The organism is Actinospica durhamensis (assembly GCF_018139695.1).
Taxonomy (GTDB): Bacteria; Actinomycetota; Actinomycetes; order Streptomycetales; family Catenulisporaceae; genus Actinospica; species Actinospica durhamensis.
On the sequence record NZ_JAGSOG010000211.1, the window covers coordinates 1 to 15,739 of the forward strand.

The following is a 15,739-nucleotide window of genomic DNA, read 5'->3' on the forward strand; positions in this document are numbered from 1 at the left end:
TAAGAGACAGCCCCGAACCGACCCGCCCCGCGACGGGTCGGCACGTGAGGCCGCTACCGCTACTGCTGGGCCGCCGCGGTGGACTTGACGGTCTGCCCCCAGGCGGCCCGCGCGCCGGAGTCGCCCACCTGCACCACGCGCACCAGGCAGATCGCGCTGGCTCCGATGGCCAGCGCGGCCACCACGACCATGGCCGCGTGGTGGTCGGCGTAGCCCATCCGCTCGGCCGCGACCAGGGCCACGGCCATCACCGCGACGGCGGCCACGAACCACACCAGGGTCGAGCCCAGCGCCTTGTGCTGGGCCGCCGGGCTGTTGGGGAAGCTGAAGTTGTGGTTGTACAGCTGCTCGCCGGCCAGCTGGGTCGCGTAGGTCACCGGGATCATCACCACCGCCAGGATCGCGGTGAGCAGGCCGTACTTCTGTCTCCACTTCGGCCGGACCGCGATGGCCAGCACCGCGAGGCAGGCTACGGGGATGCCCACCACCGCGAGGTGGATGAGCAGGATGTGGGTCGGCAGTCCGAACACGGAATACGGCATGGAGTCCTCTGGCTGACGTCTGACGGTAATCTCACCATTCAAGCGTCAACAACGTACGCCGCCGCTTCCGGGTTCACTCACCCGCGGTCCCCCCGGCCTCACACCTGGACGGCGCCGCCCGATCGCCAGTAGTAGCCCTCGGCCCGGGTGAGCAGGGTACTGTCCACCAGGTAGCGGCGCAGCGCGGCGTAGTCCGCGTGAAAGCGGGTCAGGGTCAGGTTCACCTCGGCCTCGGCGTAGCGCACGCCGGGCTCGAAGTACTGCGCGAGCTCCTCGAGTACGATCATCAGCCGCTCGCGGTTCTTCATCTCCGGCAGCCGGGTCAGCCGGCCCTCGTCGTCGAAGACGGCGAGCAGGACGGCGACCTTCTCCGGCTCGGTGGTGTGGAAGGTCTCGCGCAACCGCTCCTCGCGCTTGCGGTTGAACTCCTCGAGGCTGGCCCGGAACGTCGCCGGGGTCGCGCGCCACTGCTCCGGCCCGGCCACCAGACCCGCCGTCTCCAGGCCGGCCAGCGCCTTGAGCACCTCACGCGCCGTCAGGCCGGTGGTCGCGGCCAGGTCCGCGCTGGTCGCGCTCTTCGGCTCGGCCAGGGTCAGGGCCGCGAACACGCGCAGCTTGGCGGTGTCGGCGAGTATGGCGACGAGCTGGCGCGGGTCCGGGGCCGGGCGCTGTTCGCTGTGCAGGTTCATGAGCGCGGAGCCTAATCGACCGGTGGGCGCGGGCGCCGGGGATTTTCCCGCCGTCCCGCGCCCACCGACCCTCCGCCCGCGGGCCGCGCTACGCGGGCCGGCGCGACTGGATGAAGCGGAAGCGTCCGGCCACGAAGGCGAGGTCGGCATAGGTGGCGTTGGCCGCCGGGTTGGCGCCGGTGCCGTGGTAGTCGGAGAAGGCGGCGGACTGGTTGACGTAGACCGGGCCGGTCAGGTTGATCGAGAGGTTGGCGCCGGCCTCCCAGGTCGCCTCCTCGGCCGCGTCCACCACCTCGTCCGAGGTGGAGTAGACGGCCGCGGTGAGCGCGCCGTGCGCCTTGACCGTGTCGCGGTACAGCTCGATCGACTCCCGCGTCGAGTCGGTGCTGATCAGGAAGGAGATCGGGCCGAACCACTCGCGGGTGTAGACCTCGCTGTCCGCGGCGTCCACGGCGGCGATCAGCGGGGTGCGTACGGTCGCGTCCGGGAACTCGGGGTGGATCACCGCGCGCGAGGCGAGCACGGTCTTGCCGACGCCGGCGGCGCGCTCGAGCCGCTCCAGGATGAACGGGTTGACCACGGCGCCGAGGATCGCGGTGGCCCGCCCGTCCTCGCCAAGCAGCGCGTCGATCGCTCCGGCGAGGTCCGCGCCGAACTCCTCCGGCGACTTGACCTCGGTGCCCACGCCGACCCCGTCGCGCGGGATCAGGATGTTCTGCGGCGAGGTGCACATCTGCGCGGTGTAGAGCGAGAGCGAGAAGGCCAGGTGTCCGAGCGCGGCCTGGTACTCCTCGGGCCGGAAGGAGTCCACGATGATCGTGTTGATCCCGGCCTTCTCGGTGTAGACCTGCGCCTGACGCACGTTCTGCTCGAGCCAGTCCCCGAACTCGTTGGACCCGGTGAAGTCCACGATCCGCACCTCGGGGCGCAGCGCCAGGGTCTTGGCCAGGCCTTCGCCCTCGGCCTCCGGGGCGAGGGCGACCAGGTCGGGGTCGAAGCCCGCCTCGACCAGCACCTCGCGGGCGGTGGCGACGGTCAGGGCGAGCGGGGCCACGGCGTGCGGGTGCGGCTTGACCACGACCGCGTTCCCGGTCACCAGGGACGCGAACAGGCCCGGGTAGCCGTTCCAGGTCGGGAAGGTGTTGCAGCCCACCACCAGCGCGATGCCGCGCGGCGCGGCCACCCACTTCTTGGCCAGACGCACCGGCTCGCCCTTGCCCGGCTTCTCCCACACCGCCCGGTCCGGGTGCGCGGTCAGCGCCGAGTAGCCGTACGCGACCGCCTCGAGTCCGCGGTCCTGGGCGTTGGCCCCGGCCGCCTGAAAGGCCATCATGAACGCCTGGCCGGTGGTGTGCATCGCGGCGAAGGCCATGTCGTACGTACGGGTATTGAGACGGCTCAGGATCTCGATGCACACGGCGGCGCGCGCCTCGGCCCCGGCGTCGCGCCAGGCCGGCATGGCCGCGCTCATCGCCGGCAGCAGCACGTCGAGGTCCATGTGGTCGTAGGAGATCTCGAGGTCGAAGCCGTAGGGCGAGCGCTCCTTGCCCACCACGGTCCCGTCGGCGCCGGTCTGCCCCCAGGTCCAGCTCCGGCCGCGGCGGCCCTCGAAGGTGGAGAGCGCGGCGTCCTTCGCCTCCGCGGGGTAGGCCTTGGGGCTGTCCGGGAAGTGGGTGTAGTACGTGCGGGACCTGATCGCGCCCAGCGCGGCGTCGAGGGTCGGGCGGTGCTTGGCGATGAGGTCGGCGACGGTGGCGTTCATCTGCGCGCTCCTGAGGACGGCTGAGGGTTCACGGTCAGACTAACCGACCGTTCGGTAGGATCGAAGGGGGACTCGGCGACCAGGAGGACAAGCATGCCCGCAGTGGCCAAGCGCGCGGACCGGCACACCCCGGAGTCGCTGCTGGCGGTGGCGGTGGACGTGTTCAACGTCCGCGGCTACGACGGCACCTCGATGGAGGAGCTGGCCAAGGCCGCCGGGATCACCAAGTCCTCCATCTACCACCACGTGTCGGGCAAGGAGGAACTGCTCAGGCTCGCCGTCACGCGCGCGCTGGACGGGCTGTTCGCCGCGCTGGACGAGCCCGGCGCGCTCGAGGGCCCCGCGGTGGACCGGTTCGCCTACGTGGTCCGCCGCACCTGCCTCGAGCTGGTACGCAACCTGCCCTACGTGACCCTGCTGCTGCGCGTGCGCGGCAACACCGGAGCCGAGCGGGACGCGCTCGAGCGCCGCCGCGAGTTCGACCACCGGGTGGCCGACCTGGCCGCGGCCGCCGTGGCCGACGGCGATCTGCGCCCGGACCTGGATCCGCGGCTGACCGCCCGGCTGGTGTTCGGCCTGGTCAACTCGGTGGCCGAGTGGTACCGGCCGGACGGCCCGGTCACCGGGGAGACCGTGGCCGACGCCCTCGGCTCGCTCGTGCTGGACGGGCTGCGGCCGCGGTCCTGAGCAGGACCGCGGCCGCGGCGCGCCGGATTCGGTTCGGGCTCTACCTCACTCGCGGCCTCGGCGGCCGCGGCGTCCTCACTCGTGCACGAGGGAGAGCGTGCCGGTGCCGGAGCCGGAGAACCACGGGACGCACTCGGTGCTCGAGTCGGTGGCGAAGGACTCGCCCGAGGAGGACGGAGCGCTGGCGGCGCCGCTGGTGTCGGCCTGCGGCTCGGTGGCCGTGACGGTGATCAGCGGCTTGTACTTGGTGCCGGACTCGAAGTCCGAGCCGACGAACACGTTGACGCCGGCGAAGTTCGAGTTCTGCTGCACCTGCGAGGACGGCAGGCCGAGCGCGGCGGCCACGGCCGCGGCCCCGGCCTGCTCGCTCGAGCTGTTGTAGTAGACCAGGCTGGAGGTCACCGACTGGGCGTCGCCCTGGGACGAGGCCTGGGTGAATCCGGCCGAGTCCAGCGCCTGGACGATCGTGCCGGCCCGGCCGGCCACCCCGTCCGCGTTGTAGACGTGCACCGGCACCTGGGACTTGACCACGGACGAGGTGTTCGTGGTAGGCGCGGTGCTCGCCGTCGCGGTCGTGGTGGAGGACTTGGCCGTGGTGTTGGTGAACGAGGTGTCGTCCTGGATGTCCTTGAAGACGGTCGCGGCCGAGGACTCCGGGATGACCTTGGCCGAGTTGTTCGGGTCGAGCTCCCACGGCATCGTCAGCATCGTGATGTTCTTGCTCGGCACCTTGTTCAGGCCCTCGATCAGGCCCTCCAGGTTGCTCAGGCCGGCCAGCGTGTCGCTGATCGTGGTCGACTTGGCGGCGGCCTGGGAGATCGAGAGCAGGGTGCTCAGGTCGGTGAAGTTCATGCTCTTGCGCATGGTCGCGATCAGCTGCGAGAGGAAGTAGTGCGTGGCCATCTCGCGGCCGAGGTCGGAGCCGTCGAAGAAGGAGTGCCGGGTGCGCAGGAACTCCAGCGCCTGGTCGCCCTTGATGACGCTGGTGCCCGCGGGCAGCTTCAGGCCGGAGTCCTTGTCGTCGACCGCGTGCGTGACGCAGACCGGTACGCCGCCGAGGGCGTTGGACATGGTCACGATGCCGCTGAAGTCGAACATGATGTAGCCGGTGAAGGTGATCCCGGTCAGCGCGTGCACCGCGGCGACCTGGCACTCCGGGCCGTTCTGCAGCGCGGAGTTGATCTGGTAGTTGCTGGTCGCGCCGGTCAGCGAGGCGTTGCCGGACTTGTCCTCGGTGCAGTCGGGCAAGGTGGCGTAGGTGTCGCGGGGGATGGACAGGATCGTGGCGTTCGTCCGCTCGGGCGAGACGTGCAGGATCATCTCCGAGTCGGCGTTGGCGCCCGCGCCGCAGTCGCCGCCGAGCGAGCAGTCCCCGGCCGTGTCCCGGGTGTCCGAGCCGATCAGCAGGATGTTGAGCGCCGTGTTGCCGTACTTGTCCGGCGGGAGCGCGGCCTGGGTCATGCCCTTGGGCAGCAGCGGCGTGCTCTTGATGCTGCCGATGGTGGTCTCGTAGATGTAGCCGCCGAAGCCGATGCCGGCCACGAGCACCAGGCTCACGCCGATGGCGCCCCACTTGGTGGCCTGCCGGGTGCGCGAGGCCGGGCGGTTCATCCGCGCCTTCTCGCGTTCCCAGGCGCGCTGGGCCTTGCCCTCCGGGTCGAGTTCGTCGAGGTCGAGGTCCGGGTTGACCCGGCCGGGGCCGCTCGGCGCCTCGGTCTGCCGGCCGGGGCCGGTGCCGCCGGACCGACGTCGGCGGGTGGCGGGTATCTCGTCCTCGGGCTCGGCCTGGGAGTCCGGAGCCTGCCACACGTCCGCGGACTGGCGGCGCGGCGGCGGGGCGTACGGGTCTGACGGGCCGTCATGGCGCGCCGGACGCTGCTGCGGCGGCTGCGGTGAGCGGCGGGGCGGGGCGTACGGGTCGTACGGATCGGCGGGGGCGTCGTAGCGCGGGCCGCCGGGGCCGCCGGGGCCGCGCGCCGGGCCGCGTCCGGGCTGCGGCTGGCCTTGACCCTGGCCCTGCCCCGGCTGGCGGTAGCCCTGCGGATACTGCGGCCGTTGCGGCTGCTGCTGCGAGGGCTGCGGCTGCTGCGGCCGACGCTGCTGCGGGGGCAGCGGCTGCCCGTATTGGTCGTAGCGCGGCTCGTCTGAACCCGGGTACCAGCTTTGCCCGTCACCCATGGCCCACCGAACCCTCTCCACCGAATTTCCAATGACTATCTGGTTATCCCAGACCGTATTGTCACCGATCCGGTTGCGAAGCGAGCCACCGAGATGTCCCGATCCCGCTACATCCAGGGGATCGGGTGCCGCGATTCGCGGCGAATTGTCAGGATAATGAGGAACGAATGCTGCGATATCAGGTCGATTCGGGCGAAAGGTGTGCCGATGGAGGCGTGCGCAGGGGTGGCCCGCGGGCCCGCGGGCTGTGTCCGGTCGGAGGCGGTCGCCGCCGGCTCCGGACCTAGGGGCCCCGGCCGGGTGTCCACTCTATGGACAACCGGCCCGACCGGCGTCCAGACTGGGGGTACGCAACCGACCGAAGGTTCGGTAGGTATGGCCGACCGCCGACCTGCCGGAACAGCAGATGGAGACCCCATGACGCTGCTGGACCTGACCGCCTCGCCGAGATCGGCCTCCGTCACCGCGGGACCGTCCTGGGACAGTCAGCCCCTGCGCTACCTGGACGAACACGGCGCGCCCGTGGAGGGCGGCCTGCGCCCGTCCGCGGAGATCCTGGACCCGGCCACCCTGCTGCGCGGCTACCGCGCCCTGCGCTTCGCCCGCGCCTTCGACACCGAGGCGACCAATCTGGTGATGCAGGGCCGGCTCGCGGTCTATCCGTCCTGCCGCGGCCAGGAGGCGTGCGAGGTCGCCGCGGTGCAGGCGCTGCGGGTGGAGGACTGGCTGCTGCCCACCTACCGCGACTCAGCCGCGCTGGTGCTGCGCGGCATCCCGGCGGTGGACGCGCTGACCCTGCTGCGCGGCACCTGGCACTGCGGCTACGACCCCAAGGCCTGGCGCACCATGCCCCAGTGCACGCCGCTGGCCACACAGGGGCCGCACGCGGTGGGCCTGGGCCTCGCGGCGAAGCTGGCCGGGGACCCGGTCGTCGCGCTGTGCCTGTTCGGCGACGGCTCCACCAGCGAGGGCGACTTCCACGAGGCGCTCAACAGCGCGGCGGTGTACCAGGCGCCGGTGGTCTTCCTGGTCCAGAACAACCAGTACGCCATCTCCGTCCCGCTGGACAAGCAGACCCACGCCGCGGCCCTGGCGGACAAGGCGGTCGGCTACGGCATGCCGGGCGTGCGGGTGGACGGCAACGACCTGATCGCGCTCGGCACCGTGCTGGACGCGGCCGTGCGCCGGGCCCGCGAGGGCGGCGGCCCGACCCTGGTCGAGGCCGTCACCTACCGGATGCAGGCCCATACCAACGCCGACGACGCCGCGCGCTATCGCCGGTCCGACGAGGTCGACCAGTGGCGCCGGCGCGACCCGATCGAGCGGCTGGCCACCTACCTCACCGCCCTGGGCACGCTCGACGCCGCCGTCGAGGGCGAGATCGAGGAGGAGTGCGCCGCCTACACCGCCCGGATGCGCGAGCAGTTCGCCGAGGAGCCCGGCTACCACCCGGACGAGATGTTCGAGCACGTCTACGCCACCCCGACCCCCCGGCTGCTCGAGCAGCGCGAGCTGGTGCGCGCAGAGCTGGGCGACGCCACGGACGCGCCGGGCACCGGAACGGAGCAGAGCCGATGACCGCCACCACCGCCGAACTGCCCGCCGCGAACGCCCCGGCGAAGCCCGCGACCGTCACCCTGGCCAAGGCCGTCAACACCGCGCTGGCCGACGCGATGGCCGCGGACGAACGCGTGGTCGTGTTCGGCGAGGACGTCGGCGCGCTCGGCGGCGTCTTCCGCGTCACCGACGGCCTGACCGCGCGTTTCGGCGAGAACCGCTGTTTCGACACGCCGCTGGCCGAGGCCTCGATACTGGGCACCGCGATCGGCATGGCCGTCTACGGCTACCGGCCGGTGGTCGAGATGCAGTTCGACGCCTTCGCCTACCCCGCGCTCGAGCAGGTGGTGAGCCACCTGGCCAAGATGCGCAACCGCACCCGCGGCGCGGTCGGCGCGCCCGTGGTCGTGCGCATCCCCTACGGCGGCGGCATCGGCGGCGTGGAGCACCACAGCGACAGCTCCGAGACGTACTTCGCGCACACCCCCGGCCTGCACGTGCTCACCCCGGCGACCGTCGCCGACGCCTACAGCATGCTGCGCCAGGCGATCGACTCGCCCGACCCGGTGATCTTCTTCGAGCCCAAGCGGCTGTACTGGTCCAAGGCCGCCCTCGAGCTGCCGGTGAGCACCGGCCCGATCGGCACCGCCGCAGTGCGCCGCGAGGGCCGGGACGCGACCCTGGTGTGTTACGGCCAGAGCGTGCCGGTGTGCCTGGCCGCGGCGGAGCAGGCCGCGCGCGAGGGCGTCGAGCTCGAGGTGCTCGACCTGCGCAGCCTGGTCCCGCTGGACGAGGAGGCGATCGTGCGCAGCGTCGGACACACCCGCCGGGCGATCGTGGTGCACGAGGCCGCCGGGTTCGCCGGCTTCGGCGCCGAACTGGCCGCGCGGATCGCGGAGAAGTGCTTCTACCAGCTCGAGGCGCCGGTCGCCCGGGTCACCGGGCTCGACATCCCCTACCCGCCGCCGAAATACGAGCACTGGTACCTGCCGGACGCCGACCGCGTGCTCGACGCGGTGGACCGGGCACTGGCGGCCTGAGCCGGGAGCCGTCGGCGTACGGCGGGGGAGAGTCGTGCGGCGCGGGGGACCGGAAACCCCCGCGCCGCACGGCTCCCTCGCCGCGCACCACCCGGCCGGTCCGCCCGCTGCTCGGCACGGCCACGCCGCTCAGGACGGTCACACCGCTCACAGTCCGGCCGCGCGCGGGCCGGCCTGCACCACGGGCTCGGGCGCCGCCGCCCCGACCTGCGCGGCCAGGAACTCCTCCCAGGTGCGCCGGCCCACGCTCGTCCCGATCAGGCTGAGGTTCTCGCCGGACCGGTAGACCCGGCCCGCCTTGCCCGGCACGTGCACCGGCAGCCTCGGCCGGCGCTTGCCGACGGCCCGCAGATACCCCTCGACCAGTTCGTCGAGCCGGTAGACCCGCGGCCCGGCCAGGTCGGACACCCGGCCGGCCGGTTCGTCGAGGGCGAGTTCGGCCAGCCGGGCCGCGACCTCGCCGGAGTCCACCGGCTGCCAGCGCACGCCGCCGGGTGCCAGCAGCACCGGCAGCTTCGCCATCTTCCGCGCCGTGAACAGTGCCAGGTCGTGGAACTGGGCCGCGCGCAGGAGCGTGTAGGGGACGCCGGAGGCGGCCACGATCTGCTCGGAGGCCAGTTTGCGCTGGAAGTAGCCGATCGGCACGAGGTCGGCCGCGATCACGGAGACGAACACCAGGTGGCTCACCTGTGCCCGGACCGCGGCGCGCACGAGGTGCCTGGTGGCCACGTCGTCGCCCTTGGGCCCGCCGGCCAGGTGCACCACCGTCGTCACCCCGTCCAGCGCCGCGTCCAGCCCGGCGTCGTCGTGGGTCAGCAGGTCACAGGCGACGTACTGCACGCCGTCTGCGGTCGGCCGGGAGTGCCGGGTGAGCACGCGCACCTCGCGGTCCGCCTGCCGCAGCAGGGGTACCAGGTGCCGGCCCAGTGTGCCCGTACCGCCGGTGACCAGGATCTTGTCGGACATCGTCGCGACTCCTTCGTGGATGGGGACCCGCTACCGTGGGGTCCTACCCTCTTGACCCGGCTGCGGCCGGATATGTGACACGGGCGGCAGAGGAGTTCTCGGGGTGGAGCAGAGCGCGGCCCTCACGGACCGGTTCGAGGCGCAAAGGCCCAGGCTGCGGGCCCTGGCCTACCGGATGCTGGGCTCCGGGGCCGAGGCCGAAGACGCGGTGCAGGAGGCCTGGCTGCGGCTCGCGGCCACGCACGAGCCGATCGAGAGCCTCGAGGCCTGGCTGACCACCGTCGTCACCCGGCTGTGCCTGAACCTGCTGCGCACCCGCCACACCCGCCGTGAGGAGCCGCTCGAGCAGAGCGACGCGGCCGAGGTGCCGGTGGACGCGGGGTCCGACGCCTCCCGGCTGGCGCCGGACCCCGAGCACGAGGCCGAACTGGCCGAGGAGGTCGGCCTCGCGCTGCTCGTCGTCCTCGACGCGCTCAGCCCCGCCGAGCGCGTCGCCTTCGTGCTGCACGACCTGTTCGAGGTGCCCTTCGACGACATGGCGCCGATGATGGAGCGCTCGACCGCGGCCGTGCGCCAGCTGGCCAGCCGGGCCCGGCGCCGGGTACGCGGCGTTCCGGCGCCCACCGCCGACCCGGCCCGGGCCCGCCGGGCGGTCGAGGCGTACCTGTCCGCCACCCGTGCCGGGGACTTCGAAGCGCTGCTCACCCTGCTTGACCCCGACGTCGTGCTGTACGCCGACGAACGGGTGGTGCCCACGCCCAAGCCGCTCACGCTGCACGGCGCACTCACCGTGGCCCGCAGCGCCATGGGCGCGGTCGACCGGGCGGCCGTGACCGTGCTCGCGCTGGTCGAGGGCGCCCCGGCGCTGGTGATGGCACCGTTCGGCCGACTCGCCGTGGTGATGCGCTTCACCGTCGGCGCGGGCGGCATCCGCGAGATCGACGTGATCGCCGACCCGGCCCGGCTGCGCACGCTGGACGTCGCGCTGCTCGAGGGCTGAGTTCCTTCGGCGGTCTGCGGCCGGCCCGCCGTCAGATCACGTCGGCCAGCAGGGCCCTGACCGGCACGCCCGGGTCCGAGGACGAATAGATGCGGGCGAACTCGTCCCAGACCTCGCGGTGCGTCGCCTCGTCCACCGGGTCGGAGAGCCGGAACACGCTCTGCACGACCTCTTCGATCGCCGCGCGCACCTGCTGGCCGGATCCGGCCGCGCCGGTCCGCTGCGCCTGCGCCATCAGGTCCTCCACCCGCTCCGAGGCCACGTACCAGACCCGGCGCACCCGCCAGGCCCGGATCAGCAGCCTGGTTCCGGGCAGGGTGGGCGAGGTCCACACGGTCAGGTAGCGCAGCCCGGACAGCGGCCTGGCCCGGTCCCACAGCCGCTGGAACTGGTCCACCGCGAACTCGCCGAGGTCCGAGTGCCGCTGCGACTCGTACTGCGAGGTGAGCGAGGAACGCCTGCGGTAGGGCAGGAATCCGGCCATCACCCGGTCGTCGATCTGGTGCACGCTGATCACCGGCAGCTGGTCGTACAGCCGCACTTGCAGCCGCTCCGGCTCGATCCCGTGCCCGGGCAGCTGGGCGCCGAGGAAGCGCAGCCGCTCGATGTTGCGCTCCACCTTCAGGTTGAACCGCGGGTCGCGGATCTCCTGCGCCCGCTCCAGCGCGGCCGAGGTGGTCGGGGCGAGCAGCAGGATCCGTACGGTCGCGCCGTTGCCCAGGGCGGCGAGCGCGGCGGCCACGAAGGCCTGCGCCTCGGCCTCGTCCCCGTCCTGCCCTATCAGGATCGAGCTGGTGTCCAGGATCCGCACACTGCGCCGGGCCTCGGCCAGCCAGCCCAGGATCTGACCGAGCGGCAGCCGGTCGAACTCCACCGTACGGTCCTTCGGCACGGCCCCGTGCCGGGCCGGGCGCATCAGCACGAACCGCGGCCCGGCCGGCGGCAGGACCCGGCCGTACTTGCGCCGGTAGGCGAACTCCAACTGGTCACCGAGCGCCGAACCGGGCGGGACGACCTCGGCCTCGGACTCCTCGCCGCCGCTCAGGCCCGGCCAGAAGTGCTGGTCCGGCCGCGCCTCGAGGGCGGCGTCGATCCGGTTCGAGACATAGTACGAGTTCGCATTCACGATGACGTTGCGCACCAGCATCGGCCGCGCGTCGGCGTCGTCGGACAGCCGGATCGGGGCCAGCCGGCTGACCGGCCGCGCCTCCCGCCACAGCTCGTTGAAGGTCTCGGTGATCTGCGATCCGGTCTGCGAGCCCCGGCTGATCTCCAGCTGCGGCGCGTCATGCGCCTGCTGATACGCCGGGAGCAGCGCGAACAGCAGCGTCTCGTCCCGCGCGTAGAGGGTGAAGGGCGCGGCCGCGGCGTAGAGCCGCAGCTCGAAGTTGCCCGCGGCGACGGGCGTGGCGACCGTCGCGGCGACGGCCGGGACCTCGGTGCGCTGCACCGGGATCGGCGGGTTCGCCGCGTTCGTCGCGTCGGCCCCGAGCGCGGTGGCCGCGCTCGGCACGGCCGGCGCCGAGAGCAGCGGCAGCTGTTCGCCCAGCGAGTCCTCGTCCACAGCCTGTGCGTATCCCGGGACGACGACGTACTGCCCGGTCTCCGCCGTCTCGCCGGACCCGCGCGCCGGCCCGGCGGAGTAGTCGGACTCCCCGTCCGCGCTCTCGTCCCCGGCCCGCAGCTCGTTCTCCAGCCGGGACAGCAGCGCGATGTTGTCGTGCAGCAGCGCGTCGATCTGCAGCCCGGGATTGGCCGTGGCCAGCTGCGCCTCGCGCAGGCGGGAGGCGTCGGTGGCCGGGCTCATCAGCAGGATCTTGATCTTCACCCCGCGCCGAGCCGCGTCACGCAGATACGCCGCCGCACGCGGTCCGTTCACCGCGTCGAACAGGCCGCTGTAGGTGTCGAGCACCAGGATCTCCCGGTCGGCCAGCGGGATGCGCTGCGCGAACAGCCGGAAGTCCAGATGCGGGTGCTGCCGGATCTGCACCGCGGCCCGGGACACGATCGGCTCGATCATCAGCAGGATGACCATGCCGCCGAGCATGTCCCCGGCCGCGTTCAGCAGCAGGTTGGGCCAGAAGCCGTGGGTGAATCCGGTGACCACGCTGGCCACCGCGAGGCCGACGATCAGCACGGCGAGCGCGCTGAATCCGACCAGTTTCGGTTTGCGGGTGTACCAGCGGGCGAGGCGGATCATCCAGCCGAAGGTGGCCAAGCGGCTTCCTCTCCGAGTGCCTCCCGCGCCCGCCGCCCTGTGCGGAAGCCCTGCTCAGACCGCCGGGTCGGCGGGGATGCGCGGGTACTGCTCGTCCGCCCCGTCGGGCGACGCGGGCCTGGTCACCAGCCGCCGGTCCTCGCTGGTCAGGCAGGTGCCATTATCGAGGTCGAATTCCCAGCCGTGCAAGGCGCAGGTCAGCACGCCGTCCCGGACCGAGCCGAAGCGGGTCAGGTCCGCCTTCAGGTGCGGGCAGTGGCGCTGCACCACGTGCCCGTCGGCCAGCGCGTAGTCCTCCACCCCGGTCGCCTCGGCGTAGTAGCCCTCGACGAAGGTCATGTGCTCGACCGAGAGCGACTTGAAGAAGGAGTACACGTACTCGTTGAACGGGCCCTTGCGCGAGGCCTCGAAGCGGCAGGAGAGGAACAGCTCGTTGACCCAGTCCGGCACCCGCTCGCGCACCAGGTGCTCGATCAGCGGACGCTTCGCCCGGAAGGAGTAACGCACCTCCTCGTCGGCGTACGGCTTGACCTTGCGCTCCAGGAAGTCGAACACGATCTGCTCGTCCGGCCCGCCGTCCACCGCCGCGACCTCGAGCAGGATCCGGCCGTTGAGCCCGGCGCAGGTGTAGTCCGCGGTCTCCAGCAGCGGCTGCACCCACTCCTGCAGCTGCCCGACCAGGTCGGAGCGGTCCTGCGGCAGCGCGCCCAGGATCGCGTCGATGGTCGGCTGCACCTTCTTCTTGTAGTCGGTCAGGTACCCGCGCCGGTCGTCGCGGATGCGGACCACCTCGGCCTCCGGGATCTGCTCCAGCTTGGCCTCGCCGTCCCCGGTCAGCTCCACCGTGGTGCCGGTCAGGAACAGGTGCGCCTTCTCGAAGCCCTGCTCGCGCAGGTAGTCGAGGAAGACGAACTGGTCCGGGAAGACGTTCGCCTCGTCCCGGTCGAAGTCGTTGAACGCCCATAGCTCGTCGTCCAGGAAGCACGGCGGCCCGGCGAACGGGAAGACGTGCGCGGCCTGGTACTGCTCGATGTACTTCAGCGCCCGGGCCATGCCGTTGCGGCGCTTGCGGGTGCCGACGGTGTGCTTCATCCGCTCCGGGAAGTCGTAGACCATCGGGTACCAGATGGCCCCGGAGTACTGCAGGAAGTGCCCGTGCAGCGGCCCGAACTCCTCGATCGGCCCCGCCTCCACCGGCCGCGAGTCGTTCTGGTTGTAGATGCGCACCTGCCCGTCGTCCACCGCGAGGCCGGAGTCCCCCAGCGGCCCGTCGGTCGGCGAGACCAGCGCGTTCACCAGCACCCGCAGGCCGTCGAGCTCGACCGGCACGTTGTTGCGGGTCTGCACGAAGCGGTGGAAGCCCAGGTCCTCGAGCGCCTCGCGCAGGTCCGGCACGGAGTAGTCGGGCAGCAGGACGGTGGCGTCCTTGTTCATGTACCGCGCCAGCCAGTCCGGGTCGAAGTGGTCCCGGTGCAGGTGGGAGACGTACAGATAGTCGGCCGCGCCGATCGGCCCGGGGTCGAGCACGGAGTTGTCCGGGAAGGGCACCCACGAGCCGAAGTAGGCCGGGGTGAACCAGGGGTCGCACACGAGGGACCCGGCGGCCGACTCGATGAACAGGCCGGCGTGGCCGATCGACGTGATACGCACTTCTCGCTCCTCGTGCTGTTGCGGGGACGCCCGGCGGCGCGCGGCGGGCCGCGCGCACCCTCCCAACTTATCGCGGAAGCCGCCGCTCCTTTCGTCCCGAGCGTGCGAGCCGGTACGGTTTCGGCCATACCGACGAAGATGCAGGCGTGGTTCACGGCCTGGGGAGGACGGCACGGCGCCGATGCAGACAGAGCGTGCGGACGAGGCGGGAGCCCTGGGCGTGCTGGTGGGCGCACGCGCCGACGGCGATCCGGCGGCCGCTGCGGCGCTGGCCAGGGAGGCGGACCGGCTCGGTTACGCCGAGATCATGATCGGCGAGGCCACCGGCCACGACGCCTTCGCCCTCGGCGCGTCGCTGGGCCCGGGCCCGGCCCGGCTCAGCCTCGGCCCGCTGCCCGCGGCCGTGCGCGACCCGGTGACCACCGCCCGCGGCGTGGCCAGCGTGGCGCAACTCACCGGCCGTGACGTCGGCGTGGCGCTGGCCGCGTCCACCTCGACCGTGGTGGAGGAGTGGCACGGCCGCTCCCGCGCCGACGGGGTGACCGTGGTGGCCGAGTCGGCGCAGGCGCTGCGCGGGCTGCTGGCGGGGGAGAAGGTGGCCTTCTCCGGCGCACTGGTGCGCACGCACGGCTACGAATCCATGCTCGCGCCCTCCATGGCCCAGCTCTCGGTGCTGGCCTTCGGCCCGGAACTGACCGAGGTCGCCGCCGCCCGGGCGGACCGGCTGATCCTGCCCATCGGCACGGTCGAGCACGTCTCCCGGCTGCGCGCCCGGGTCCAGGCGGCGGCCGAACGCGCCGGACGCTCCACCCCGCCCCGGATAGCCCTGTGGCTGCCGGTCGCGATCGAACCCGACCCCGAGGGCATACGCGCGATGGTGCGCGACGTGGTCCCGTACCTGCGTTCGGCCGGGTTCAGCGGGATGTTCAGCGAGGCCGGCTTCGGCGAGGTGGTGCGCCTGGCCCGCTCCGGCGCGCACGTGCGCTCGGTGGTGGCCGCCGCCCCGGCCGAGCTGCTCGGCTCGGTCTGCGCGGTCGGCGACGTCGCGGCGGTGCGGGCGGTGCTGCGGGAGTTCCGGGCGGTCGGCGTGGACGACGTGATCCTGGTGCCGGACCGTCCGGAGACGCTCGAGGCCCTGGCGCCCCCCGCGGCCTGATTCCCAGCCGTCCGATCCGGCGTACTCAGTGCACTTGTCTCAGCCCTCGTGCTTCGCTCAGCCCTCGTCGTCCGGCGGCGTGTAGGGCGTGGTGGGGATCCCGGTGGCGGTCGAGTCGGGCGGCCGGTGCCCGTTGGTGCTCCCGTGCTGCTCCTGCCGGGGAACCTTGTACGGCCTCGAATACGGCTTGTGCGTGCGCGGCTCCTTGGTGGAGTACGGCTGCGGCGGATAGGGATCGTGCGGCGACTCCACGCCGGCCCCGACCCGCCCGGCCCGGCCGCCGCGCCCGCGGGG

Annotated in this window: 13 protein-coding genes; 5 read left to right on the forward strand and 8 right to left on the reverse strand. The window is 72.4% G+C overall.

Going from position 1 to position 15,739, the window contains the following annotated elements:
* Positions 1-59 precede the first annotated feature (59 nt).
* The 3 genes from KDL01_RS29890 to paaN form a co-directional block, all read right to left on the reverse strand.
* The gene (locus tag KDL01_RS29890; RefSeq protein ID WP_212531996.1) at positions 60-542 is read right to left on the reverse strand and encodes a DUF2231 domain-containing protein; all 483 of its coding nucleotides are present in this window, start codon (positions 540-542) and stop codon (positions 60-62) included.
* Between the two features lie 98 nt (positions 543-640).
* On the reverse strand, positions 641-1,231 hold the full coding sequence (locus KDL01_RS29895; protein ID WP_212531997.1) for a DUF2087 domain-containing protein: 591 nt from the start codon (positions 1,229-1,231) through the stop codon (positions 641-643).
* Between the two features lie 88 nt (positions 1,232-1,319).
* Positions 1,320-2,993, reverse strand: coding sequence for a phenylacetic acid degradation protein PaaN (gene paaN, locus KDL01_RS29900; RefSeq protein WP_212531998.1), 1,674 nt, complete (start codon positions 2,991-2,993; stop codon positions 1,320-1,322).
* A gap of 93 nt (positions 2,994-3,086) precedes the next feature.
* Between paaN and KDL01_RS29905 the strand changes: the two genes are divergently transcribed.
* Positions 3,087-3,680 carry a TetR/AcrR family transcriptional regulator gene (locus KDL01_RS29905; RefSeq protein ID WP_212531999.1) on the forward strand — a complete coding sequence of 198 codons (594 nt, stop codon included), beginning with the start codon at positions 3,087-3,089 and terminating at the stop codon, positions 3,678-3,680.
* Between the two features lie 75 nt (positions 3,681-3,755).
* Here KDL01_RS29905 and KDL01_RS29910 read toward each other — a convergent pair whose 3' ends face one another.
* Positions 3,756-5,858: an LCP family protein gene (locus KDL01_RS29910; RefSeq protein WP_212532000.1), complete on the reverse strand. Its 2,103-nt coding sequence runs from the start codon at positions 5,856-5,858 to the stop codon at positions 3,756-3,758.
* Between the two features lie 417 nt (positions 5,859-6,275).
* On the opposite strand from KDL01_RS29910, the gene pdhA reads away from it, so the two are divergent.
* Together pdhA and KDL01_RS29920 are read left to right on the forward strand one after the other, a co-directional pair.
* Positions 6,276-7,436, forward strand: a complete 1,161-nt coding sequence (pdhA, locus tag KDL01_RS29915; protein WP_212532001.1) for a pyruvate dehydrogenase (acetyl-transferring) E1 component subunit alpha — start codon at positions 6,276-6,278, stop codon at positions 7,434-7,436.
* Positions 7,433-8,455 (forward strand): alpha-ketoacid dehydrogenase subunit beta, encoded by a 1,023-nt coding sequence (locus KDL01_RS29920; RefSeq protein WP_212532002.1) that lies wholly within the window; start codon positions 7,433-7,435, stop codon positions 8,453-8,455. Before pdhA ends, KDL01_RS29920 begins: the two co-directional genes overlap by 4 nt.
* Positions 8,456-8,602: 147 nt before the next feature.
* On the opposite strand, the gene KDL01_RS29925 is transcribed toward KDL01_RS29920, so the two are convergent.
* Positions 8,603-9,421: an SDR family oxidoreductase gene (locus KDL01_RS29925; RefSeq protein ID WP_212532003.1), complete on the reverse strand. Its 819-nt coding sequence runs from the start codon at positions 9,419-9,421 to the stop codon at positions 8,603-8,605.
* 103 nt (positions 9,422-9,524) lie between these two features.
* Here KDL01_RS29925 and KDL01_RS29930 point away from each other — a divergent pair, with 103 nt between their 5' ends.
* A complete protein-coding gene (locus KDL01_RS29930) occupies positions 9,525-10,421 on the forward strand; it encodes a sigma-70 family RNA polymerase sigma factor (protein ID WP_212532004.1) in 897 nt (298 codons plus the stop codon).
* Positions 10,422-10,452: 31 nt separating this feature from the next.
* On the opposite strand, the gene KDL01_RS29935 is transcribed toward KDL01_RS29930, so the two are convergent.
* Complete coding sequence (locus KDL01_RS29935) at positions 10,453-12,639, reverse strand: DUF5919 domain-containing protein (protein WP_212532005.1); 2,187 nt, start codon at positions 12,637-12,639, stop codon at positions 10,453-10,455.
* Positions 12,640-12,693: 54 nt separating this feature from the next.
* Positions 12,694-14,289, reverse strand: coding sequence for an MBL fold metallo-hydrolase (locus KDL01_RS29940; RefSeq protein WP_212532006.1), 1,596 nt, complete (start codon positions 14,287-14,289; stop codon positions 12,694-12,696).
* Positions 14,290-14,470: 181 nt separating this feature from the next.
* On the opposite strand from KDL01_RS29940, the gene KDL01_RS29945 reads away from it, so the two are divergent.
* Positions 14,471-15,445, forward strand: a complete 975-nt coding sequence (locus tag KDL01_RS29945) for an LLM class F420-dependent oxidoreductase (RefSeq protein ID WP_212532007.1) — start codon at positions 14,471-14,473, stop codon at positions 15,443-15,445.
* A 57-nt stretch (positions 15,446-15,502) separates the two neighbouring features.
* Here the strand turns inward: KDL01_RS29945 and KDL01_RS29950 are convergent.
* A partial coding sequence (locus KDL01_RS29950; RefSeq protein ID WP_212532008.1) for a hypothetical protein occupies positions 15,503-15,739 on the reverse strand: 237 nt, incomplete at its 5' end.